Origin of the sequence: Polynucleobacter rarus (genome assembly GCF_003072505.1) — a bacterium.
In the GTDB taxonomy this organism is placed as follows: Bacteria; Pseudomonadota; Gammaproteobacteria; order Burkholderiales; family Burkholderiaceae; genus Polynucleobacter; species Polynucleobacter rarus.
In genome coordinates this window covers 900,241-924,600 of record NZ_NTGB01000001.1, presented here as the reverse complement: position 1 = coordinate 924,600, position 24,360 = coordinate 900,241, and the positions used below count along the sequence as shown (strand labels likewise).

Here is a 24,360-nt window from a genome sequence, read left to right as displayed (position 1 = left end):
CACCACTAATTCCAACTTGAGTTCGGGGTAAAGAAAATACCGTGGGGACTTTTTCCTACTTTAATAGTTTTTTCTAATTGGTTAGTGCTTAAATTAATCACACCCACTTTTTTAGAAAAACGAAAACTAACCCACATTTCTTTTTGATCAGCGGTAATATCCATGCAATCAGGACCTGCAGGTAGACCTTTGATATCGGCGATTTTTTCTAATGTCAACATATCAAGTTTGCTAATTGTTGCTTCAATACGATTCGAGACAAATACATGTCGACCATCTCCAAGGGGTCTAAAGTTATGAGCGCCTTTACCCGTTGTGATGGATTTCACAATTTTTTGTTCACGCCAATCAATTACCTGAACCTTATCTTCGCCGGTTAGGCCAATTAGTAAATACTTATCTTCAGGGGTTAACCAGACTCCTGCGGGTAATTTACCAACTTGCATCTTCCATAAAATCTTTTGCTGTTCAAGTTGAATCGCTACAATTTCATTTGAGTCCTGCAGAGTCACAAAAGCAATCTTGCTGTCTCGTGTAAAGTTAATATGGCTTGGCGTCTTTGGTGTTTTTAAGATTTTCGGAGGCTGTTGAATTTCCCCATTGACCACAGCATAAATATCGACCCGATCCAATCGATTACCAGCGACAACAAACCATTTATTGTCCGGTGAGAAACCTAATTGATAAGGGTCAAAAATATTTGGAATGATTTGTTTTTTTTGCCCTGTTATGGGATTTATTAACACTAAATTATTGCTCGCTGCATTGGCAACAACTAAATTTTTTTGATCTGGCATGATCATCAAATGGTGAGGCTCTTTACCCACCGGATAATCATCAATCACTTCTCTTTTTTGCATATCTATGCGACTGATCGAAGCAGATCCCGAATTGAGAACAATCGCAATTTTAGGGCTTGGTGACAGCGAATCGTTACCCTTAGAGGTGTTTAATGGAGCAATTGGTTGCGCAATTGAGCCATTTACTAAAAGGACGCATTGTAAGAAAACGAACTTTTTGATTAATCTATTGAATTTTGTATTCATAGTGATATTTTAACCTTGAAAACTAAGAATGATTTTTTCAATCCTTTTTATCGACATGGGTACAGGAGTTTTTAACTCTTGGGCAAAAAGGGCAATCCGTAACTCCTCAAACTGCCAACGAACCTCCTGAATTTTTTGAGCATGCTGGTTACCTGATAAACCTTGGTTTTGCATCATTCGTTGCCATTGCCTAGTTAATTGCGCAAAATTATCTTGATTTTCTTGATCTCTGGCCAATGCGCCCCGCATTTTCTCTACTCTAACAACAATTCCCTTTAGATATCTAGGTAAATGAATTAACTGTTCATACGGTGTTGACATAACAAAGTCTGGATAGATCAACTCCTCTAATTGCTTTGCAATATCAGTATGTGCAGAAGGTGAAATGAGTTTCACTTGTGATAATTTTTTCTGGACTTCATGATAGTTTTGCAAAGCAACACTCACGTGACGGGCAATTTCTTGGGCAATTAAGGATAACTTGGTTTTCCCTGCTTGTAAGCGGGCTAAAAATTCTTCCTGATTTTTGGGTAATGGCTCGTTAAGACAAGCACGGTTAAGGGCTAAATCAATAATTTGTTGCATCAAATGTTCTGGTGTGCCAATTTGTAAAAATAGCAATCCCAACTCGCGTGCTCCAGGTAATTGTTTTTGAAGCGCTTTAATAGAGTCCTTTTGAGCTAACGCAAAAAGTCGTCTTAAGCCTTTTAAATGAATCGCTCTGGCTTTGACAGGATCATCGTATACATTCAGTTCGCAATGGGTTATGTGATCTTCTAGGGCGGGATAACCCAAAAGTACTTGACGATTCTTTTGTATCTCTAAAATTTCTGGTAATTCCCCAAAACTCCATTGAGTGATGTGGGGGGAAGATTCACGATTACTCTCATTCGCATCATCTTTCAGCTTTTGGGGCGTTACGTTGGTCAACTTCTCATTTTTTATGCCTACCGGAGTAATCACTTGTTGAACCGCTTCTGCAGCCGCTTTAGAAAAAATTTCCCGAACTTCATGCACATACTTATTTTGTAAAAGACTTAAGTTTCTTTCCAATTCTAGTTGGCGACCATGCTGATCAAGCAAACGATAGTTCATAAAACAATGAGGCGGTAAATTTTCAGGCCGAAAGTCGGCTCTTTGCATCACTACTTTCGTCATTTCTCTAATGTCAGCAATTAATGCATCGATCAATTCTCCCCTACCAAATTGATCGTTATCTAAAGCCCGATCAACAAATTGCTTGGCGTACTCGGGTAAAGGAACGCAATGACGCCTTAATTTTTGAGGTAGTGTTTTTAAATATAAATGGATCTTTTCTACACACAAACCAGGTACCAACCAATCACACTTGCGTTGATCAATTTGATTCAGAAATGCGATGGGGACTACCAAAGTAACACCATCTTTAGGACTGCCTGGCTCAAAATGATAAGTTAGGCTTAAATTTGAACCCATCATGCTCAATGTTTTGGGATAACGATCATTGGTAATACTTTCGGCACTATGCCGCATTAAGTCTGCTTTAGTTAATAACAGCATCTCACTATTTTTAGCATCTTTATCTAACCAGGCTTGCAAAGTGCTTCGACTGAAAACCGATTGAGGAAGTATTTTTTGATAAAACTCAAAAATAATTAAATCATCTACCAATACATCTTGACGTCTTGAACGATGTTCAATTGCTTCAACCTGTCGGATTAATTGATGGTTTAACCAAAAAAACCTAAAGGCACTGCCAAACTGTTTTTGAATTTGAGCGATTTCAGTTGAACCAAACAACTCTCCTTCGACCATGGCTCTTTGGATAAAGAGTAGCCTTGCTTCTTCGGGTTGCATTAAAGAAAAACGTACTTTTCGACCGTTGTATAGAACTAAGCCGTATAGCGAGCCTTGTTCGTGGGCCATCATTTCACCGGTCCGTTGATCCCAAAAAGGATCACTCCAACTTTTGATAAGGCGATGTTGGCAAATCTTCTCAACCCATCTGGGGTCAATTTTGGCAATAGTCCTTGCATAGAGACGATTTGTCTCAATCAGTTCAGAAGCCACTAACCAGTTGCCTACTTTTTTAGAGAGGTTAGATCCAGGCCAAATATTTAACTTAATACCACGGGTACCATCATAAATTTTTTCAAGTTCCGACTTTTTGGCGATATTGCCAAGTAGTCCTGTGAGTAATGAGATATGAATTTGCTCATAAGTCGCTTCAATTTTATTTTCTCGCCATCCCTGTTCATTCAAAAGACTTTGCAGTTGACGATAAACATCTAACCATTCACGCATGCGTCGAGGGGATATAAATTGTTTTTTACAAAGGGTATCTAATGCCCGATGACTTAGTTTTTGACTCAGGGCCTGTTGATACCAATCCATCATTTTTATATAGGATAAGAATTCAGACTGAGCATCGGCAAAAATTAGATGTGCCCGATCAGCTACCTGCGCTTGTTCTAAAGGACGATCACGCGGATCTTGAATCGCGAGTGCTGAAGCAATTATCAACACCTCCTTAAGAGCCTGATTCTCCCTCGCCGCGATTAACATTCGACTTACTTTTGGATCAAGCGGTAATTTGGCAAGCTCTTTACCAATCGGCGTGAGTTCAATGATTTTGCCAAAGGAGTTCTCACTCGATTCAACTGCGCCTAACTCTTCTAACAACTGAACACCGTCGCTAATGGCTCTACCAAGGGGCGGCTGCAAAAAAGGGAAATCTTGAATCCTTGACAATTTCAGGGCCGCCATTCGTAAAATGACTGCGGCTAAAGAGCTTCTCAATATTTCTGGATCAGTTTGTCCTGGTCTCGCTAAAAAATCTTCTTCACTATACAAGCGAATACAAATTCCATCTGATACCCGTCCACATCGCCCAGCTCTTTGTTTAGCAGCGGCTTGAGAAATAGACTCAATTTGGAGTTGTTCAACTTTGTTACGGTAAGAATAGCGTTTTACTCGTGCTAAGCCAGTATCAATCACAAAACGAATGCCAGGTACTGTTAGCGAAGTTTCCGCCACATTCGTAGATAAAATAATTCTGCGACCGCCACTATTCCCAAAGACCTTCTCCTGCTCAGAGATGGACTGACGAGCAAATAAACTCAGTATTTCTGGTTGATACTTTTGCATCAGACTGAAATCTTTTCTTAAAACCTGTTCACACTCCCTAATTTCGCGTTCGCCAGGAAAAAAGACCAAGATATCACCTGCACCTGAAACACCTGATTGCCATAATTCCAGAATTGCATCTTTGATAGCTTCCGACTGTTCTTTGCTATCCTTTGTCTCACGCCCCTCTTTCGTCAAGGTAACATCAATCGGACGATAACGGACTTCAACGGGATAGAGTCTCCCGCTGACTTCAATAATGGGTACGTTTTCATCAATCGATGAAAAATGCTTAGCGAAAGCTGTCGCATCAATGGTGGCTGAGGTAATGATGACTTTTAAATCAGGTCGCTTCGGTAATATTTGCTTTAAATACCCCAAAAGAAAATCAATATTTAAACTTCTCTCATGGGCTTCATCGATGATGATCGTGTCATAGGCTAACAATAGAGGATCATTTTGCGTTTGCGCCAACAAAATACCATCGGTCATCAGCTTAATGGAAGCAGTCGCGCTTGATTTATCGCTAAACCTTACTTGAAAACCAACATCTTGACCAAGGGGAGTACCAAGCTCTTGAGCAATTCTTTTCGCTGTAGCGGTAGCGGCAATTCTTCGAGGTTGGGTATGACCTATTAAACGATTTGTCTGATTCATCCGTCCCCGACCAATAGACAAACAAATTTTTGGTAACTGGGTTGTTTTACCCGAACCAGTCTCACCACAAACAATTACCACTGGATGGTCTTTAATTGCCTGCGCAATGATTGCTCTTTGGCCACTGACTGGCAAAAGTTCGGGAAATTCGATGTTTATGTGAGATTTTTCCAACTTTAAATACTTTTTTTAGCAATTAGAATGATAAGCGTCCTATAATTTTCGCTTATGTTGAATAATTCCTCCCAAAATTCCAATTCTGACTCGATGAACACTACTCCGTCAGAATTAGACACCTTCCCTTTCGTCAGTTGGTTAAGGACTGTTGCACCTTATATTCACTCATTTCATGGTAAGACTTTCGTAATTGCCTTTGCGGGTGAATTAGCCACAGATAGTGAATTAGAAAACTTGGTAGAAGACATTGCCATGCTGCATGCCATGGGAATGCGTATTGTACTAGTTCACGGCTCTAGACCACAAATCCAAGAACAATTAGCACTGCACTCCATTGAAGCCAAATACGGCACAGGACAAATGCTAGGCTACCGGATTACTGATTTGGCCACCATGGAATGCGTAAAAGAAGCGGTTGGTGAATTAAGACTAGATATTGAAGCTTGCTTTAGCCAAGGTCTTCCCAATACCCCAATGGCAGGTTCAAGGATTTCAGTAATTTCTGGCAACTTTATAACAGCACGTCCTGTCGGCATTGTGAATGGTGTAGATTTTGTGCACACAGGACTAGTGCGTAAAGTGGACCATGAATCGATCATGATGTCCTTAGATCATAACAAGATTGTTCTTTTATCACCTCTTGGCTATTCGCCCACAGGTCAGGCTTTTAATCTTGCCTATGAGGACGTAGCTTGCTCCGCTGCTACGGCATTAAAAGCAGATAAACTCATTTTCTTATCGAGCGTTCATGGGCTAAAAGATGAATTTGGGGAACATATTGCTGAAATCTCTTTACCACAACTGACGCCGATGCTCGGACCGGAAGGGATGGAACCAGGAGAGTTGAGATCTTTATTACACACAGCGGTTAAGGCTATTAAATTAGGTGTTAACCGCGTACACTTGTTGCCCCATAATCGAGATGGAGCCGTACTCGAAGAACTTTTTACCCACGACGGCATTGGCACAATGATTGTGGCCTCGGATATCGAAAACCTTAGAGAAGCGACGATTGATGATGTTGGTGGTATCCTCCAAATTATTTCTCCTTTAGAAGATGAAGGAGTGCTCGCGCCTCGGGGACGGGATGTAATCGAACGTGATATTTCCTCCTTTTCAGTGATCGAACATGACCATGTCATCTTTGGCTGTGCCGCCCTATTTCAATTTTCTGGCGGGTTAGGCGAACTAGCTTGTTTAGCTGTTGACCCAGACACGCAAGGAACTGGCGATGGCGAAAGACTATTAAAACGGATTGAAGCACGTGCTAAAGAAATTGGTATTAAAAGACTCTTTGTGCTTACAACACGCACCGAACACTGGTTTTTAAAACGTGGCTTTATCAAGAGTTCCGTTGATGAACTGCCAAAGGAAAGAAAATCGCATTACAACTGGGATCGTCGATCCATGGTTTTAATCAAAACACTTTAAAAACTCTTTAAAAACATTACCGAGGTTAATATGACAAGAATGGTCCAGTGCATCAAGTTAGGCAAAGAAGCAGAAGGTTTACAGTTCGCTCCAGTACCTGGAGAATTGGGAAAAAAGATTTGGAATACTGTATCAAAAGAAGCTTGGGCAGATTGGTTGAATCACCAAACAATGCTTATTAACGAAAATCGTTTGAATATGGCTGACGCTAGAGCCCGTCAATATTTACTCAAGCAAACAGAACAGTATTTCTTTGGCGATGGAGCCGATCTTGCGACCGGATACGTTCCACCATCAAATACCTAAAAAACTGAAGAGTTAAAAATAATGCTCAGTTGTTTTTATCTTTTCTGAAATGGATGGTTTGCACTTTGTCATTGAGAGTTACCAAAAGTGTATCCGCTGATTGCACGGCGAACACTCCATTACAAATCACCCCTGGTAATTGATTTAATTGGGTCTCAAGGGCTAAGGGTTGATCAATGACGAGTCCTTTCACATCTAAAATCCAGGCTTGATTATCAGTAACAAAATTTTGGTTCAAGTCGGTCTTGGTTTTCCGTAATTCAACATTGCCGCCGATAGACTCCAAAAATCTTTGTATTTGTGCACTAGCCATCGGGATGACTTCTACAGGCAATGGAAATACTCCAAGAACATTTACCAGTTTTGTGGCATCACAAATACAAATAAACTGATCGGCTAGTGAAGCGACAATTTTTTCTCTAGTTAATGCGCCTCCCCCCCCTTTAATCATGTTTCCATGGGGATCAATTTCGTCAGCGCCATCAATATATAGAGGTAAAGAGGTCACTTGATTAGCGTCTAATACCTTAAAACCTCTCTCTTGCAAAAGTTGAGAAGTCTTATCAGAACTTGACACAACCCCTCGAAAATAGCTGGCATGAGTCTGGAGTGCATCAATCAAATAATTCACTGTAGAACCTGTCCCCATACCAATCAAGGATTGGGGAGGTAAAATCGCTAAGATTTCTTGAACAGCAGCAGTTGCTACCATTTGTTTTAATTCATCTTGAGTCATCAACAATACCTTATATTAATAATGGCTATTTTAGCTTTCTCGGTTAAAAAATTCATCAATATTGGGTAAAATAAAAAAATGAATTTACTTGAACAATTAAAGAAAGTAACCTTCGTGGTTGCTGATACCGGCGATTTTGAGCGGATGAAAGACTTCACGCCAAAAGATGCCACGACCAATCCTAGCTTGATTTTAAAGGCAGCTCAACTGCCTGCTTATCGCTACCTGATTGATGAAACTATTCAAAAAAACCCAAATACAGAAATCAACCAACTGATTGACCATTTATTAGTTGCTTTCGGGGTTGAGATTTTAAAAATTATCCCTGGACGAGTTTCTACAGAAATAGACGCTGAATTCTCTTATGATCTTGAAGCTTCTGTTGCAAAAGCTCGCCGCATCATCGACCTTTATAAAGCTTTAGGAATCGATCAAAATCGAATCTTAATTAAAATCGCGGCAACTTGGGAGGGAATTCAATCGGCAAGAATACTGGAGGCGGAAGGTATTCATTGCAATCTCACCTTAGTCTTTAATTTGACGCAAGCTGCCACCTGCGCAGAGGCTAAAGTAAAACTAATATCCCCTTTCATTGGCCGGATTACCGATTGGCACAAGAAAAATTTAGGTGAACAATGGAATGAGTCCACGATGTCGGGTCTGAATGATCCAGGAGTTCTATCAACATCAAAAATTTACAATTATTTTAAATATTTTGATATTAAAACTGAAATCATGGGAGCAAGTTTCAGAAATATCGGTCAAATCCAAGCATTAGCTGGTTGTGATTTATTAACTATTAGCCCCGAGTTACTCGAGCAACTTCAACTCGCTGAAGGTGACTTACAAACACAGTTGAGTTTTTTTAAAGCTAAAGCCATGTCCTTTGAACCCGTCAAATGTGATGAGATTTCTTTTCGAAATGGCATGAATGGTGACCCAATGGCTTCAGAAAAATTATCTGAAGGTATTCGGAACTTTATTGCAGATACCCAAAAACTTAAAGAATTATTAGGTTCTTGGCAGTAAATCATATCCCTATCAGTCTTACTTAGGCAACCTTTGTCGTAAAGCTTCGTACAAACAAACACCGCTTGCAACCGAGACGTTCAAGCTTTCGACACCACCCGACATGGGAATGTTTACTAGTTCGTCACAGGTTTCCTTGGTTAGTCGTCGCATGCCTTCCCCTTCAGCTCCCATCACAAGGGCAATAGGACCCGTTAAATCATGCTCATAAATTGTTTTAGGAGCATCTTCTGAAGTGCCGATAATCCAAACACCAAGTTCTTGAAGTTCACGCATCGTTCTTGCTAAATTAGTCACCGCTATGAATGGCATCGTTTCGGCAGCTCCACTAGCCACTTTACTCACCGTAGCATTCAATTGGGCAGACCGGTCCTTTGGCACAATGATTGCATCGGCTCCAGCACCATCAGCAACCCTTAAACAAGCCCCTAAATTATGAGGATCTGTCACACCGTCTAAAATCAAAAGTAATGCTTTTTTGTTACCAAGTGAGTCCATTAACTCAGGTATCGTTCTGGCCATCGATGTCGGCTCTGCAAAAGCAACCACACCTTGATGACGATCATGCCCTGCTAATTGACGCAGACGCTCGGTATCAGCTTGATGAAGTTTTCTTCCTAGCAACTCATTTGCGACCTCAATAAAATCTTTCATCCTACGATCTCTTCTAGAAAAATCATAGTAAACCGTTTTAAGACTATCCGGTGCCTGACGGATTCTGGAAATTACTGCATGAAAACCTACTAAAATTTGTTGACTCATTTAACGCCGACTCCGAGTTTTACGTGAGGATACTAAAGTACTTTCAGCTTTATCCATACTGACTAAAGAACTTTTTGAATTACTCTTCGATTTTGATTTATTACCACCTTTGGCTGCGGCAGATTTTTTCGATGCTTTAGATCTTAAAGGTTGAGGTGCCTTTTCTGGCGGTCTTGTGTGTTTCGAAGCTGCTTTTTTTTGTGGTCTACCTGTATCGTCCACCGTCAGAATGGGAGCGTAGCGTCCTCGATCTTGATTATTCTTAACTAGACTAAATTCAATTTTTCTAGCATCAAGATCTACCCTGCTCACTAAAATATGCACTCTGTCACCGATTCGGTAGCGAATCCCCGTTCTTTCACCACGTAACTCTTGCCTGGCTTCATCATACTGAAAATAATCGCCACCTAATTCAGAAATATGGATTAAGCCTTCTACAAATAAAGTTTCTAACTGAACAAATAATCCAAAGGTCGTAGCTCCAGTGATAGTTCCGGCAAACTCTTGACCTAAACGATCTCGCATAAAGTAGCATTTCAACCATGACTCGACATCTCGAGAAGCTTCATCTGCCCTTCTTTCATTAGCTGAACAGTGAACCCCTAATTGCGCCCAAGCTGCCATATCAACTCCATCACTAGCAGTTTTTCTACGCGGCTTGGTAGTTCCTCCATCATTCGAAATATCAATCGCAATTTGTTGTTTTACTTGTGCAACGTTAACCCTACCTGGTCCTTTTCTTGGCATTGCCAAGTTAAGAGGAACATCTTCCGGAATAGAAGGTTTATAGTTTTTCTTAGCCAAAATTGCTTTAATGGTTCGATGAACGAGTAAATCAGGATAACGACGAATCGGACTTGTAAAGTGGGTGTAAGCTGGATAAGCTAATCCAAAATGTCCTAAGTTCTCAGGTTGATAAACAGCTTGTTGCATTGAGCGAAGGATCACGGTTTGTAACATGGAGGCATCTGGCCTAGGTTTAATCGATTGAATCAATTTTGCATAATCCATCGGATGCGGTTTTGTACTTCCCTCTAAAGTTAAGCCAGAAGATCTCAAGACGTCTCTTAAAGCATTCACCTTTTCTATTGTCGGCTCACCATGCACCCGAAATAAACTAGAGTGATTTTTAGCTCCAATAAAATTGGCGGCACAAACGTTCGCTACCAACATACATTCTTCAATCAAACGATGAGCATCATTTCGTGTTCTTGGTTCAATGCGTTCAATCTTCCCAAACTCATTACTGATAATCTGCGTTTCCGTTGTATCAAAATCAATCGCCCCTCTTTTCTCACGAGAGCCTTTTAATACATGGAATAATTTATATAAATTTTGTAAATGGGGCTTTAAGTTTGCAAACTTCGTTGCTTCAGGCCCACTGGTATTACTTAAAATTTCCCAAACGATATTGTAGGTAAAACGCTGCACTGAATGCATAATTGCAGGATAGAACTGATAAGCTAGAATTTGCCCTTTATGATCAATGATAGCGTCACTCACCATACATAAGCGATCAACAGATGGCTTTAAGGAACACAATCCATTAGAAATTTTTTCAGGCAACATCGGTATGACTCTTCTTGGAAAATAAACCGATGTACCCCGTCGTATTGCGTCAGAATCTAATGGATGGCCAGGCTTAACGTAGTGCGAAACGTCTGCAATCGCAACAATTAATCGAAAACATTTCGATCCTTTATAGTTCGTTGGCTCACAATATACTGCGTCATCAAAGTCCCGTGCATCTTCACCATCAATTGTCACTAACGGAATATCTCTTAAATCTACTCTACCTTCTAAATCTGATTCCTGAACTTCATCTGGAAGTGCAGCAGCCTCTTTGACTGTTGCGGGTGAAAACTCGTGGGGAACCCCATACTTTCTCACCGCAATTTCGATTTCCATACCTGGATCATCAATGTCACCTAATATCTCTACTACTCGGCCAACTGCTTGTCGATAACTATCGGGGTAATCGATAATTTCTACACTCACAACCTGCCCCATCTTGGCATTCATATAGCCTTTGGGGGGTATTAAGATATCGTGAGAAATTCTTTTATCTTCTGGCGCCACAATTAAGACACCGTTTTCATTTAAGAGGCGTCCAATTACGAATCGATTTGCTCTATGTACTACCTCCGAAATTTGTCCTTCAGGCCTTCCTTTACGGTCAGTTCCTGTAACCCTAACGATCACACGATCGCCATGCATGACTCGAGCCATTTCTCTTTCTGAAAGAAAAATGTCCAACTGTCCGTCATCTGGAATCACGAATCCAAAACCATCTCTGTGACCTTGGACTATTCCAGTTCGTTCGTCTTTTTTTTCTTTCAAAGGATTGGATTGTTTTATCATGTGGACCTTGTTCAAAGTTCTATACTAACTACGATAATAACAACTAATTTAACTCATTTCGGAGAACATTTGAAATTGTCGGAAAAAACACGTATCGTAGTCGACACGAACATATTACTAGACATTATTTTTTTCGAAGATCCCCATGTTGAGGGACTTAAAAATGCCCTTGAAAATGGTCAGCTTGAAGCCTGGTCTTGCGACTTGATTTGGGAGGAGTTTCTTGATGTGATGAGACGCCCCGCTTTTTACAAAAATGAAGAAACCTATCAAAAAATGATTGAAAAAGCACTGAAATATTTTCAATTTGAAGTCAGTAAAATACCACCATCAACATATAAATGTAGGGATCCAGATGACCAAACTTTTATCGATTTAGCAGTAATAAAAGCTCCTTGTTGGTTAATTAGTCGAGATCTTGAGGTATTAAAACTAGCTAAAAAATTAAAACTGGTTAATGTCGAAGTTACCTCAAATAAGAAAACAAAACTTTCGCTAACTCCCCCATGGGAGAGCCTGATTCAAATCGCCTAAGATCTTCCCAACTTCATAAGGTATAGAAATATACTATTTCCAATTGTCGTTATTTAACGATCCAATGCCGACCAACTTTTATTAAAATTTTTTATGCCCAGAATTGAATGGATTCCAATCAATTTAAATGATCATAGCCAAGAGCCGATGAACATTACGTATTTCGCTCCGGAACCAGCTTTTGCTTATTACCTTAAACAAAGAAAAGATTCTCTGCTGATGAAGTGCCCCGCATTTTCAGAACAGCTAAAAAATACGTATGTGATTAAAAGTCCTTATGACATCTCATTTAAGTTTGACAAGGAATCAAAAAAATTAAAAACAACTAAAACTAGTCAAGATTTTTATAATGAAAATATCAGTTTTAGATTGTCAGAGACAGATCCAATAATCGTCCATTTCTTCCCTCGCTATCTCTTTTTAACTGATAGCAAGACTCCGCTTCAAATCATCCAATCGCCTCTCTTGCTTCAACCAAGCAAGGTGGGAATGGTTGCAGGTACCTTTGATATTTCTAAATGGGTGCGTCCCATTGAATATGCCTTTGAACTATATGATGAAAACCCTATTCACATCAAACGTGGAGATCCCTTGTTTTTAGTGAAGTTTGTTTCTTCTGAAAACACTCCGATTCATTTAGAAAAAGGACTAATGACTCCAGACATTCTTGCTTTAACTAAAAACTGCATTAAAGTCAAAAAACTCATTCCTCAGATGAATTTAAAAGCACTTTATTCAATGAGTGAAGAGTATGTCAATTTAATGCAAGACAAGATTTGGGAAGATAAGTCTTAAATCAACGTTCGGATTTAATCAGTACCTAAAGCCAATTGAGTAGAAATACAATTAGGCTTTAGGAATATCGTTTTGAAGGAGATTCGAATCTGATATTAATTTTTAAACGGATGTCTGAGCAAAATTGTCTCATCACGATCTGGCCCCGTAGAAACCATATCAATCGGGGTTTGACTAATTTCTTCTATACGCTTCAGGTAAGCCTGAGCTTGTGGTGGCAATAAGTTCCAATCAGTTATACCCACAGTACTCTGAGTCCAACCTTCAAAGTACTCATAAACAGGAGTACAGTTGGCAACTAACTCAGCCCCTCTAGGCAATACATCCCAAAACTTACCATTCAGATCATATCCAACGCATAATCCGATTTGTTCAAGGCCATCTAAAACATCTAGTTTCGTCATACACAAACCATTGACACCATTAATTTGAATAGAGCGCTTTAAGGCTGCGGCATCTAACCAACCAGTTCTTCTAGGTCTTCCAGTTACAGAACCAAACTCTTTGCCAACTTCTGCCAAACGAATACCAATTGGACTATTTTTTTCCGGATTGTCGTGATCATAAAGTTCACTTGGGAATGGTCCGGCACCAACTCGAGTACAGTACGCTTTAGTAATTCCTAAAATATAGTGAAGACTACTAGGACCAACTCCAGAACCAGCGGCTGCATTACCAGCGACGCAATTGCTAGAAGTAACGAAAGGATAGGTGCCATGATCGATATCGAGCATTGTTCCTTGTGCACCTTCGAATAATAGGTTTTTACCTGCACTTTGAGCTGCATATAACTCACTTGAAATATCAGATACCATCGGCTTTAACTTTTCAGCAAAACTCATCGCCTGATCATAAGTAGTTTGATAATCGACGGGTGCAACACCGTAGTATTGGGTCAAACAAAAATTGTGAAACTCTAAAATTTCTTTTAATTTTTTTGCAAAATCTTTTGGAGAAAATAAGTCTTGGACACGTAATGCTCTTCTAGCGACCTTATCTTCATAAGCAGGGCCAATACCTCTTCCTGTAGTACCAATTTTTTCAACTCCACGCTTTACTTCGCGAGCTTGATCGATAGCAACGTGATAAGGGAGAATTAGAATTGCTGCTTCAGAAATTTTTAAACGTGAACAAACATCAAGTCCTGCAGTTTCGAGTTCTCCAATTTCTTTAAACAAAGCTTCCGGGGACAGCACAACACCGTTGCCAATATAGCAAACAACCTCAGGGTGCATAATTCCCGAAGGAATTAATCTTAAAATTGTTTTTTTTCCACCAATAATTAAAGTATGACCAGCATTGTGTCCACCTTGAAAACGAACAACACCATGAGCATGATCGGTCAGCCAATCTACAACTTTACCTTTACCCTCATCTCCCCACTGAGTCCCAATTACAACAACATTCTTACCTAAATTTAACTGTTCCATGTCAAGTGTTTGCTCTTTCGTTCGGTGATTGCCATTATTTAATGGCCAATATTACATTTTACTGTGTTGTGCAAGTGTTTAGACAGAAACGACTTTCCACTGATTTTCCTCCAGTATCAGTTTTCGATCAAACTCATAGATCGATTGTGAATGGGACTCATCAGAAAAGTGCTGAATAACTACTTCTCCTGATTTTCTTAGTTCGCTAATTGCGTCTCTTAAGTCTTGACGATTGTCCCAAGGGGCACTGATAGCCTTTAAAGCAAAATCTAACTTAGAAACATTGCTCAGAGCAAATAAATCTAAAGAAAAACCCGTGGCAGCTCGGTCTCTTCCAAAAGCACTACCTACCTGGTCATAGCGTCCACCTCTTGCAATTGCCACAGGATAGTTATCGACATAAGCAGCGCACATCAATCCTGTATGGTATTGAAAGCCATCTAAATCCGCTAAATCAATATTCAACTGAGTCTGGGGACGAATTAAATGAATAATCTGACAGAATTGTTCTAAGGCATTGATTGCTTCATTAAAGATTGATGTATTCGGTAAAGCCTCACGCGCGCGGGCAATCACACTAAAGGCCTCACCACTAAGATCCAATAATGAATGCAGTGTTTTAAACTTTTCCTCGCTCCAATTTGCACAAAGATTTGTGAGTAATTTTTTATTTTTAGCTTGTAATGCAACGTGAAGAGACTGAACATCTTCTGCTGACATTTCAACATTTTCTAGTATCGCCTTCAGGATACCAGCATGACTTAAATCAAGAGTAATGGTACCCACATTTGCACAGTTCAATGCATCTAACATCAAAGACAGAATTTCAATATCCGCTTCAATCCCAGAGTGGCCATAGATCTCTACGCCAATTTGTAATTGTTCTCTAGAAAAAATACCAGGTACAACCTTAGTTTGTAATGTAGTACCCGCATAGCAAAGACGACTCACCCCTGTTTGATTGAGAATATGCGCATCAATTCTAGCAATTTGCGTGGTCATATCCGTTCTAAGGCCTAAAGTTCTGCCTGATAGTTGATCAATCAATTTGAAAATTTGCAAGTTCATATCACTGCCACCAGCAGTTAATAAGGACTCCAAATATTCCAACATAGGTGGAATTGTTAATTGATATCCATAAGATTTAAAAACACCGAGTAGGGTACCTCTTAGGTACTCTACTTTGAAAGCCTCAGAGGGCAATACATCAGAAATATTTTCTGGCAATAACCAACGATTTGTCATTCTATTTAAATATATTATTTACTTTTTTTCATGAATTTTAAAAATTCATTATTAGGTTCGAGAACCATGACGTCCTTCTTATCGGTAAAGGTATTTCTATAAGCCTCTAAAGAACGGTAAAATTGGGCAAACTGTGGATCTCGGTTGAAGGCTTCATTATAAATTGCATTTGCCTTTGCATCGCCCTCACCTTTGATTTTTTGCGCTTCTCGGTAAGCCTGGGCAAGAATAACATCCCTCTGCCGTTCAGCATCGGCTCTAATTTTTTCTGACTCAGCAGCCCCCGTTGAGCGTAATTCGTTAGCAACTCTTTTCCGCTCAGCCTCCATACGACGATAGACTGAATCACTAATTTCAGCTAATAAATCGACTCTTTTTAAACGGACATCAACAATCTCAATCCCAATTTCACGGGTATCTTCGATGACTTTTTTCTTAATACCTTGCATCACTTGTTCGCGTTGTTCAGAGATCAACTCCCGCACAGTTCGCTTTGTAAACTCCTCATTCAGAGCAGACTTAACCAATTGAGACAATCGATCTTGCGCTAATCTTTCATCTCCCTTAAAACTAATGAAGAATTTTCTAGGGTCAACAATCCGCCATTTTACGTAAGAGTCTACTAAAAGATTTTTCTTTTCAGAAGTAATAAAACGCTCTGCTTCTGGATTGTCAATGGTCATGATTCTACGATCAAAAAACAATACATTTTGCAGAGGTGAAGGCAGCTTTAAACTTAACCCTGGCTCTTCAATAACGCGTTTAATTTCACCAAACGAAAACACAACTGCATATTTACGTTGATCTACAACAAACAACATAGAGTTGATTAAATAAAGTACGCCCAATAATAGAGCTGAAATCGGAAATAGTTTTTGGTTCATTTTTTTATCTCAATTTCTCTCACGACTGCGAAAAAGATCGCGTTTATCTGAATTTGAATTGCCAGGCGTAGCAGGTACAACACCTGATGATGAATTATTTGGCGAGTTTAATGGGACCGTAATTGATCCACTCGGGGGTTGAACCGCAGAGTTCGGATTCAATGCTCCAGGGCCTGCAGGACTACTTGCATCTCTAGGAGTAGCTTGCTGTATCAACTTATCTAGTGGTAAATATAACAATTGATTGCTTGAATGCGTATCAACGATGACTTTAGTGACATTTTGATAAATCTGCTGCATGACATCAATGTACATCCGATCACGGGTAATTTGAGGAGCTTTGGAATACTCGGTATAAATTTGCTTAAACCTCGATGCATCACCCTCAGCGGTAGCTACCACCTTCGCCTTGTAACCCTCAGCTTCTTCGATTAATCTACCGGCAGCTCCCTTTGCACGAGGCACAATATCGTTAGCATAGGCTTGACCTTCATTTTTTTGGCGCTCTTGATCTTGCCCAGCTTTTACTGCGTCATCAAAAGAAGCTTGCACCTGCTCAGGTGGTTGGACGTTTTGTACGTTAACGCTGGTAATGAAAATACCAGTTTTATAACTATCTAAAATTGCCTGAATCGAACTGGCCAAATCGATTCCTATACGCTCTCTACCGACGTATAAAACATCATCCATCTTACTTTTACCCACAATTTCACGAACAGAGGTTTCTGCTGCCTGAACAACCGCAGCATCAGGATCCCTATTTAAAAATAAATAATCGGTCGGATCTTTTAATCGATATTGAACTGCAAATTTGACATCAATAATATTTTCATCCTCAGTCAACATGGATGAGTCTTTTAAATTTGTTGCCTGGATGACAAAAGATCTTCCAATCTCTACCGACCTGACGTTGGAGACATTGACGATTTCATGAGATTGAATCGGGAAAGGCAATCGCCAGTTAATACCAGGACGTGTCGTATCTTTAAATTTACCGAATTGTAAAACAAGACCAGCTTGTCCCTCTTGAACGATAAAGATTCCACTAAACATCCAAACCACGAAAATACCTAATAAAACAATCCCTGCCCCAATTTTTGGAAAAATCAAATTTGGTTTTTTACCGTTGTTATTCGAATTATTCATATTGCGTTTAATCCAATCTTGGGCTTTATTACCAATATCTTTCGGATTGTTATTCGAATTATTTTGATTGATTGGTTCAGGGCGAGAAAAATCTTGATTCTTACCTTCGGATGAATTTGAATTATCTGTAGGTTTTTGATTTTTATTGCCGAACAAACTACCAAGTTTACGGTTAAAGTCATTCCATAACTCATCTAAATCGGGCGGTCCATCTTCAGGCCGAGGATTGGGTTTGGAATCAGAACTAGGCTTTGTGTTCTTTGGAGCAGAGGTTTGCTCACCTGACTTCCCTGCATCATTATTGGCGTCATTTTCCTGATTCAATAAGGGTGTTTGTGGCTTTACTTGAACGAGTCTAACTAAAGTCCACAAAAAACGATTACGCATTACTAGAATTTTATTCATCAATGATTTGCTAACTTTTAAAGATTTACTTAAATTTTCGTTAAAAAACTGCGCCATTTATATATCTCTCGGAATGTAACCCTTACCAATATCACTCAGGTCATTAAAATAATCAGCTTCTGCTGGCCTGTTTTCTAAGGTTTCGGGGATATTTGTTTCATTTTCCAATAAATTTTCATACTGTTTGATTTTATCAGTGTCTGAGGAAAATTGGCTCAGGACATCCCTTAATAATTCTATGCCATCTCCATTTTGTGCTGATAAGTAAATTCTCGAAACACTACCATCTTTGTGATAACGAATTTCTGGCTCTCTACCAACATATTCCGGCAATTGGTCTATTTTATTCATGACTAAGATTGTAGGGATATTGTTTGCGCCAATTTCTTCAAGAACTTTATTCACCTCAAGAATTTGTTCTTCTCGAACGGGACTTGCAGAATCCACCACGTGAAGAAGTAAATCAGCATGAACTGTTTCATCCAAGGTTGCCCTAAATGCCTCTACTAACTGGTGGGGTAACTCTCGAATGAAACCAACCGTATCAGAGATTACTGCGTTTCCATAATCTGGCAAATAAATTCTTCTAGTAGTTGTATCTAAGGTTGCAAAGAGCTGATCGGCTGCGTAGGTACCTGCCTTTGTCAGTGCATTAAAGAGTGTTGATTTCCCAGCGTTTGTGTAACCCACCAATGAAATTGAAAAAACATCTCTTTTCATTCTAGAGCGTCTTTGATTCGCTTGCTGTTTTTGTAACTTACCAAGTTCCACAGAAAGTCTTTTAAAACGATTTTCCAACATCCTACGATCCAACTCCATTTGAGTCTCGCCGGGACCACCTCGGAGACCAATACCACCTTTTTGTCGCTCTAAATGACTCCAGGCTTTTACTAGCCTGGACATGCGATATTTAACATTTGCCAGCTCAACCTGCACTTTACCAATATGGCTTTTTGCTCTTTGAGCAAATATATCTAAAATTAGGCCAGTCCGATCAATGACGTGACAACCTAAAGTTCTTTCAAGATTTCTTTGTTGGGCGGGTGTTAGTGGGTCATTGAAAATAGCAATCTCAAGATCATTTAACTCCATGAGACTTTTAATTTCTAGTGCTTTACCAGATCCAATAAAGAGTGCAGGATCTGGCTTTTGCCTTTTAGTCACGACAATTTCGACTGGATTTGAGCCGGCTGTCTGAGTTAATAGCCTTAACTCAGACATACTTTCAGAAAAGTTTTCTTGTCCTGAATCTACGCCAACAATAACTGCCCTGACTTGTTCAGATTGTCGCAGAGTACTAACTTGAAACTTCCTCGTCGGGACGGAAGGTTACTGATTTAGCAGGAACAATAGTAGAAATAGCATGTTTATATACCATTTGCGTCACGGTATTTCTAAGCAAAATAACATACTGATCAAACGAGTCAATGTTACCTTGCAATTTAATTCCGTTCACTAGGTAAATAGATACAGGAATGTGTTCTTTACGAAGAGCGTTCAGAAACGGATCTTGGAGGAGTTGGCCTTTATTAATATTCATATTTCGCCTTTTTTTTATTTTTTATTGTTTGATGGTGTTTACTACTTTTTTATTATTTTTTACTACTAGTTCTACTAGTTCTACTAATTACTACTATTCGATACTTTAAGAGATAGTTCTAATTTTACAAAGAGAAATTTTCATGTCAATGTCATATTAAAACTGTAAAGAACTCCAATGTTATGATAAACCATTTGTTAATTAGACTCAAGGAATGGGTTTTTACTTGAACGGAATTCAATTCTTAGAGGTGTTCCTCTTAACTTAAACTCTTCTCTATAACGACCTTCTAAATAACGCTTATAACTATCGGTGACACCGTCCAAACCATTACCATGAATAATGACGATTGGAGGATTTGAACCGCCCTGGTGAGCATATCTGAGTTTAGGTCTAAAACGTCCCACCCTTTTAGGTTGTTGAAACTCCACTGCCTCAATCATAATTCTAGTCAATTGAGGAGTTGGCATTTTCATCATGGCAGCACCAAATGCGAGGTCAATATCTTTAAATAATTCCTTTAAGCCAAATCCTTTAATTGCAGAGATGGTATGAACATTAGCAAAGTCTAAAAACCTTAACTTTCTAGCAATGTCATTACGACAAGTTTCTTTTTGATGGGCGTCTAAACCATCCCATTTATTAACCGCCACAACTAGGGCTCTGCCAGCTTCAACAATAAATCCAGCTATATGAGCATCTTGCTCCGAAATATCCTGTTGTGCATCTAACATCAGGACAACGACGTTGCAATCAGCAATAGCTTGTAATGTTTTGACAACAGAGAATTTTTCAATTGCCTCAAAAATTTTCCCTCTTTTTCTCAGTCCGGCAGTATCAATTAAGGTATAAGGTTTGTTACCCCTGACAAAAGGAATTTCAATCGCATCTCTGGTTGTACCAGGCATGTCAAAAGCAATCACTCTTTCTTCACCGAGTAAAGTATTGATTAAGGTTGATTTCCCCACATTTGGACGACCAACTACTGCAATCCGAGTTGACCGGTTTTTTTCTTGAATATCATCATCTGGCTCAGGTATTTTTAGGGTATCTAAAGCCTCATCTAACATTGCACGGACACCATCACCGTGCGCTGATGAAATGGGAATTGGCACACCGAGGCCCAACTCATAAAAATCAGAGGCTACTACATTACCCGAAATACCCTCTGCTTTATTAACCGCCAAAATAATCGGCCTACCTGTTTTTCTCAAAAAATCTGAAATAACACGATCTTGAGGGGCAAGACCCAAACGACCATCAACCAAAAACACCACAATATCCGCTTCGACAACGGCTTGTTTAGTTTGTTTAGCCATTTCTGCCAAAATTCCAGTTTTGGCTACAGGTTCGAATCCACCTGTATCAATACAAATAAACTCTCTATCACCGAGACGACCATTACCATAATGGCGATCTCTAGTTAACCCTGAAAAGTCAGCAACCAAAGCATCTCTGGACCTAGTTAAACGATTAAATAAGGTTGACTTTCCGACATTGGGACGACCTACTATTGCAATTACTGGTTTCATTGCAGCCTATAAGAAGCTAAAGTACCACCTTTGGACTGAACAATAATCTGTCCGTTACTTGGAATCGGAGGAGCTTCAATTGGGGTACTATCAACTCGAACTCTTCCTAAAATATTACCATTGTCTTGTCCAAATAGGTGTAAATATCCTTCAGAGTCACCAGCAAGAATCACTTTCCCAACCGCTAAAGGCTCGCCTAAATCTCTCCACACCAACTTTTCGTTGCGCCAAATCTCCTGTCCATTTGCAGCATTAAATGCCACTAGGTAAGATTTTTCATTGACCGCATAAACAGCATCTGGGCTCTGAGTAGTGCCACTGAAGCTAGAAAAGTCCTTGGTCCAAGACATCGCAGCATTTTTAATTTCACCGCAACCAATTTTTCCTTGATATGAAACTGCGCACATTCTTGAACCCAACAAAGTTGGCTTCGCTGTTACATCACTCAATCGTTCGATTTCTGAAGCGCCTTTTGGTGGCGCTAATAAACTTTCCCAAATCAAATTACCATTAGTAAGAGCCAGTAATCCGTATTTACCGCCAGAAAGACCAGTAAAAATGACCTCATTATTGATAGAACCCATGCTGTAACTTGTTCTTAAGCTCAGCGCCGATTGTCCTCGTGGATTCACCCATTTTCTTTTACCGTTACTAGCATCCAGTGCAATAAATCGATTGTCAATGGTTCTAATCACTACAACACCTGCCACGACGAGTGGTTCAGTAAGTACTTCGGTAGCTACGCTGGTGTCCCATAAAGGTTTGCCCGTTTCAGCATCAAATGCGTATATATTTCCTTTGATGGTTGGCACAATCACAATTTTTCCATCAGTCCCTGGACCAGCAGAAATGGTTTCTTTAATATTTGCTTGCCATAAGGATTGACCTGTTTGGCTATTGAATTTATAAACTTCCCCAGCAGCTGCAGCTGTATAAATCGCATTGTTGACTAATACAGGCTTAAAGTTATAGGGCATCGATTTACCAATCGACACCGACCAAACTTTTTGCAAGTTAACCGGATTTGTAATTGGGGTTAACTCTGCGGCTAATCTTCTCTTGCTACCTGAACAAGAAACTAAATTAGTGAAAACCAATAGCAGACTAAAGACAACACATATTGTTTTGAAAAATTTCATTAGAAGCCGCCCAAACTGTCAATTTTAACTTTTAATAAACGCTGATTTTCACCAGGATTTCTCTTTTCCATTTCCTTGGTCATTGCATCTAATTCTTTGAGGCCTGATTGCTTTGCTTTTTGCGCATCTAAGATATCCCATGCTTGAAGATACTCTTTTTTTGCTTCCTCGTTTTTACTTTGAACCAACCACAAGTCTCCTTGCCTTTCATGTAGCAGAGCTTCATAACCAGGAGCTACTTTTTTCTTTAATAGCTCAGTTGCCTTTGTGATGGAAGATTCATCCTTTTTGTCAATCAAGAGTGCAATTAGTCTTAACCTTGCCAATGACTGGAAACTTGGGCTTTTAGCCTTATCCTCAACCCACTGAAGTTGTGTGCTTGCTTGCTCAAAGTCACCAATACTATACGCAAGATTCGCGGCAACTAAACCTGCCATCGCAGAATAAGCTGTGTTCGCAAAATTTTGCTCTAAGTTCTGTGCTTTTTTAAGCACTAAAGGAAAATCAGATTTAGTCGCAGCTGCAACTAATTCATCGTATTGTTGGGCAGCATCTAAAGCGACGCTTTCTTGATGTTTTTGATAAAACCAATAAGCACCATAACCAATTAATGCAATCACAATACCAATTGCTAACCAACGACCATAGTTAACCCAGAAGGATTTTAAATTTTCTAACTGTTCTTGTTCTTCTAAATCTAAAGGCATAGCTATATCTTTCTTTGGAAATCTAAACTTATTTAATCACTCTGAGAAACAATGGCGTCAATTACTTTATCCAATAAATCTTCCATTTGATAACTGAACTGGTCACCACTTTTTCTTAAATCTTTTAGTAAAAAGGAGTTTGTTTCTAATTCATTTTCGCCAATGATCAATGCAAAGAGAGCACCACTCGCATCTGCTTTTTTCATTTGAGATTTAAAACTACTCACTTTGCCATCTGGACTAGCATGGACCATCACATCGACTCCAGCAGAACGTAATACCTCGGCACTAACCATTGCTGGCACAACTGTTTTTCCGCCAGAGTGCAGGACATACACATCGCACTGAGTTGATCGGTCTTCAACAATATCCTGTTCCTTCATCAACTCAACAATTCGCTCGATACCCATTGCCCAACCACAAGCTGGAGCAGGTTTTCCGCCCATCCGTTCAATTAATGGATCATATCGACCACCACCGGCCACAGTTCCTTGAGCTCCTAATTGATCGGTAATCCATTCAAAGACAGTTAGATTGTAATAGTCTAAACCCCTTACTAATCTAGGGTTGATTTTAAAAACCACATTATTTGCTTTTAATATCTCTTGTAATTGGTCAAAGTGACTTAGTGACTCTTCACCAAGAAAATCAATTAATCGAGGTGCCTTCTCCACCATATCTTGCATTGAAGGGTTTTTTGTATCCAGAATTCTTAAAGGATTCAATTTCAAACGGCGAAGAGAATCCTCATCTAGTAGAGCTTGATTCGTTTCAAAGTATTCAACTAAAGCTGTACGATGCGCTAACCTCTCGACTTCATTACCAAGAGAATTAATTTCAAGTCGCAAACCTGAAACACCCAGATCATCCCATAAACGTTGGCTCATGAGAATGATTTCAGCATCAATTTCAGGGCCAGAAAAACCTAAAGCCTCAATGCCAAACTGGTGAAATTGACGATAACGCCCTCTTTGCGGTCTTTCATGACGAAACATTGGACCAATATAGTAAAGCCTACGAGGTCCATCATACAAGAGATTATGTTCAACGCAAGCACGCACTACCGATGCAGTTCCTTCGGGCCTTAAAGTGAGTTGTTCACCATTCAGTCGGTCTTCGAAAGAGTACATTTCTTTTTCGACGATATCCGTTACCTCTCCAATTCCTCTTAAAAAGACCCCTGTATTTTCTAAAATGGGCGTACGTATATTTTGATACCCATAAGTTTTAGCGAGGCTAATCAAACTTCTTTCTAACTTTTCCCAAATAAAAGAATCGGCAGGCAATAGGTCATTCATCCCTTTTACACCAACTAATTTAGCAGGTTTTGGGGGATTTTTTTTAATAGGATCGGAGATATTTTCTTTTGAATCTGACATTCTTTGTAACTTTT

At 39.6% G+C, this 24,360-nt stretch carries 20 protein-coding genes; 5 read left to right on the top strand and 15 right to left on the bottom strand.

The features are described from left to right. Positions 1-5: 5 nt before the first annotated feature. Positions 6-1,046, bottom strand: coding sequence for a YncE family protein (locus AOC35_RS04300; protein ID WP_108645931.1), 1,041 nt, complete (start codon positions 1,044-1,046; stop codon positions 6-8). Between the two features lie 9 nt (positions 1,047-1,055). After that, on the bottom strand, positions 1,056-4,982 hold the full coding sequence (gene hrpA, locus AOC35_RS04295; RefSeq protein ID WP_108645930.1) for an ATP-dependent RNA helicase HrpA: 3,927 nt from the start codon (positions 4,980-4,982) through the stop codon (positions 1,056-1,058). 93 nt (positions 4,983-5,075) lie between these two features. Between hrpA and argA the strand changes: the two genes are divergently transcribed. Together argA and AOC35_RS04285 are read left to right on the top strand one after the other, a co-directional pair. Next, on the top strand, positions 5,076-6,416 hold the full coding sequence (gene argA, locus AOC35_RS04290; protein WP_108648709.1) for an amino-acid N-acetyltransferase: 1,341 nt from the start codon (positions 5,076-5,078) through the stop codon (positions 6,414-6,416). Between the two features lie 30 nt (positions 6,417-6,446). Then, positions 6,447-6,722 carry an oxidative damage protection protein gene (locus tag AOC35_RS04285; protein ID WP_108645929.1) on the top strand — a complete coding sequence of 92 codons (276 nt, stop codon included), beginning with the start codon at positions 6,447-6,449 and terminating at the stop codon, positions 6,720-6,722. 25 nt (positions 6,723-6,747) lie between these two features. Here AOC35_RS04285 and rpiA read toward each other — a convergent pair whose 3' ends face one another. Next, the gene (rpiA, locus tag AOC35_RS04280; protein ID WP_108645928.1) at positions 6,748-7,458 is read right to left on the bottom strand and encodes a ribose-5-phosphate isomerase RpiA; all 711 of its coding nucleotides are present in this window, start codon (positions 7,456-7,458) and stop codon (positions 6,748-6,750) included. Between the two features lie 78 nt (positions 7,459-7,536). Between rpiA and tal the strand changes: the two genes are divergently transcribed. Beyond that, complete coding sequence (gene tal, locus AOC35_RS04275; RefSeq protein WP_108645927.1) at positions 7,537-8,487, top strand: transaldolase; 951 nt, start codon at positions 7,537-7,539, stop codon at positions 8,485-8,487. A gap of 18 nt (positions 8,488-8,505) precedes the next feature. Here the strand turns inward: tal and rlmB are convergent, their stop codons facing one another. Together rlmB and rnr are read right to left on the bottom strand one after the other, a co-directional pair. Next, on the bottom strand, positions 8,506-9,249 hold the full coding sequence (gene rlmB / locus AOC35_RS04270) for a 23S rRNA (guanosine(2251)-2'-O)-methyltransferase RlmB (RefSeq protein WP_108645926.1): 744 nt from the start codon (positions 9,247-9,249) through the stop codon (positions 8,506-8,508). Further along, entirely contained in the window at positions 9,250-11,610 is a 2,361-nt protein-coding gene (rnr, locus tag AOC35_RS04265; RefSeq protein WP_108645925.1) for a ribonuclease R, read from the bottom strand. On the opposite strand from rnr, the gene AOC35_RS04260 reads away from it, so the two are divergent. Both AOC35_RS04260 and AOC35_RS04255 read left to right on the top strand, forming a co-directional pair. Beyond that, complete coding sequence (locus AOC35_RS04260) at positions 11,611-12,144, top strand: PIN domain-containing protein (RefSeq protein WP_159077473.1); 534 nt, start codon at positions 11,611-11,613, stop codon at positions 12,142-12,144. It abuts the gene before it with no gap. Between the two features lie 147 nt (positions 12,145-12,291). After that, positions 12,292-12,939 (top strand): hypothetical protein, encoded by a 648-nt coding sequence (locus AOC35_RS04255; protein ID WP_159077472.1) that lies wholly within the window; start codon positions 12,292-12,294, stop codon positions 12,937-12,939. Between the two features lie 95 nt (positions 12,940-13,034). Here AOC35_RS04255 and AOC35_RS04250 read toward each other — a convergent pair whose 3' ends face one another. The 10 genes from AOC35_RS04250 to hisS all read right to left on the bottom strand — a co-directional run bounded on the left by AOC35_RS04250 (position 13,035) and on the right by hisS (position 24,346). Then, positions 13,035-14,369 (bottom strand): adenylosuccinate synthase, encoded by a 1,335-nt coding sequence (locus AOC35_RS04250; protein WP_108645922.1) that lies wholly within the window; start codon positions 14,367-14,369, stop codon positions 13,035-13,037. Positions 14,370-14,447: 78 nt separating this feature from the next. Further along, the gene (locus AOC35_RS04245) at positions 14,448-15,614 is read right to left on the bottom strand and encodes an ATP phosphoribosyltransferase regulatory subunit (RefSeq protein WP_108645921.1); all 1,167 of its coding nucleotides are present in this window, start codon (positions 15,612-15,614) and stop codon (positions 14,448-14,450) included. A 14-nt stretch (positions 15,615-15,628) separates the two neighbouring features. Beyond that, positions 15,629-16,498 carry a protease modulator HflC gene (hflC, locus tag AOC35_RS04240; RefSeq protein WP_108645920.1) on the bottom strand — a complete coding sequence of 290 codons (870 nt, stop codon included), beginning with the start codon at positions 16,496-16,498 and terminating at the stop codon, positions 15,629-15,631. Positions 16,499-16,507: 9 nt separating this feature from the next. Next, positions 16,508-18,049: an FtsH protease activity modulator HflK gene (hflK, locus tag AOC35_RS04235; protein ID WP_245898422.1), complete on the bottom strand. Its 1,542-nt coding sequence runs from the start codon at positions 18,047-18,049 to the stop codon at positions 16,508-16,510. Between the two features lie 57 nt (positions 18,050-18,106). Continuing rightward, entirely contained in the window at positions 18,107-19,342 is a 1,236-nt protein-coding gene (gene hflX / locus AOC35_RS04230) for a GTPase HflX (RefSeq protein WP_108645919.1), read from the bottom strand. A gap of 4 nt (positions 19,343-19,346) precedes the next feature. After that, positions 19,347-19,589, bottom strand: coding sequence for an RNA chaperone Hfq (gene hfq / locus AOC35_RS04225; protein WP_108645918.1), 243 nt, complete (start codon positions 19,587-19,589; stop codon positions 19,347-19,349). A gap of 197 nt (positions 19,590-19,786) precedes the next feature. Further along, the gene (gene der / locus AOC35_RS04220; protein WP_108645917.1) at positions 19,787-21,121 is read right to left on the bottom strand and encodes a ribosome biogenesis GTPase Der; all 1,335 of its coding nucleotides are present in this window, start codon (positions 21,119-21,121) and stop codon (positions 19,787-19,789) included. Further along, entirely contained in the window at positions 21,118-22,260 is a 1,143-nt protein-coding gene (gene bamB, locus AOC35_RS04215) for an outer membrane protein assembly factor BamB (protein WP_108645916.1), read from the bottom strand. The genes der and bamB overlap by 4 nt, the downstream gene beginning before the upstream one ends. After that, positions 22,260-22,967 carry a YfgM family protein gene (locus tag AOC35_RS04210; RefSeq protein ID WP_108645915.1) on the bottom strand — a complete coding sequence of 236 codons (708 nt, stop codon included), beginning with the start codon at positions 22,965-22,967 and terminating at the stop codon, positions 22,260-22,262. The genes bamB and AOC35_RS04210 overlap by 1 nt, the downstream gene beginning before the upstream one ends. Positions 22,968-22,999: 32 nt before the next feature. Next, entirely contained in the window at positions 23,000-24,346 is a 1,347-nt protein-coding gene (gene hisS / locus AOC35_RS04205) for a histidine--tRNA ligase (RefSeq protein ID WP_108645914.1), read from the bottom strand. Positions 24,347-24,360 lie beyond the last annotated feature (14 nt).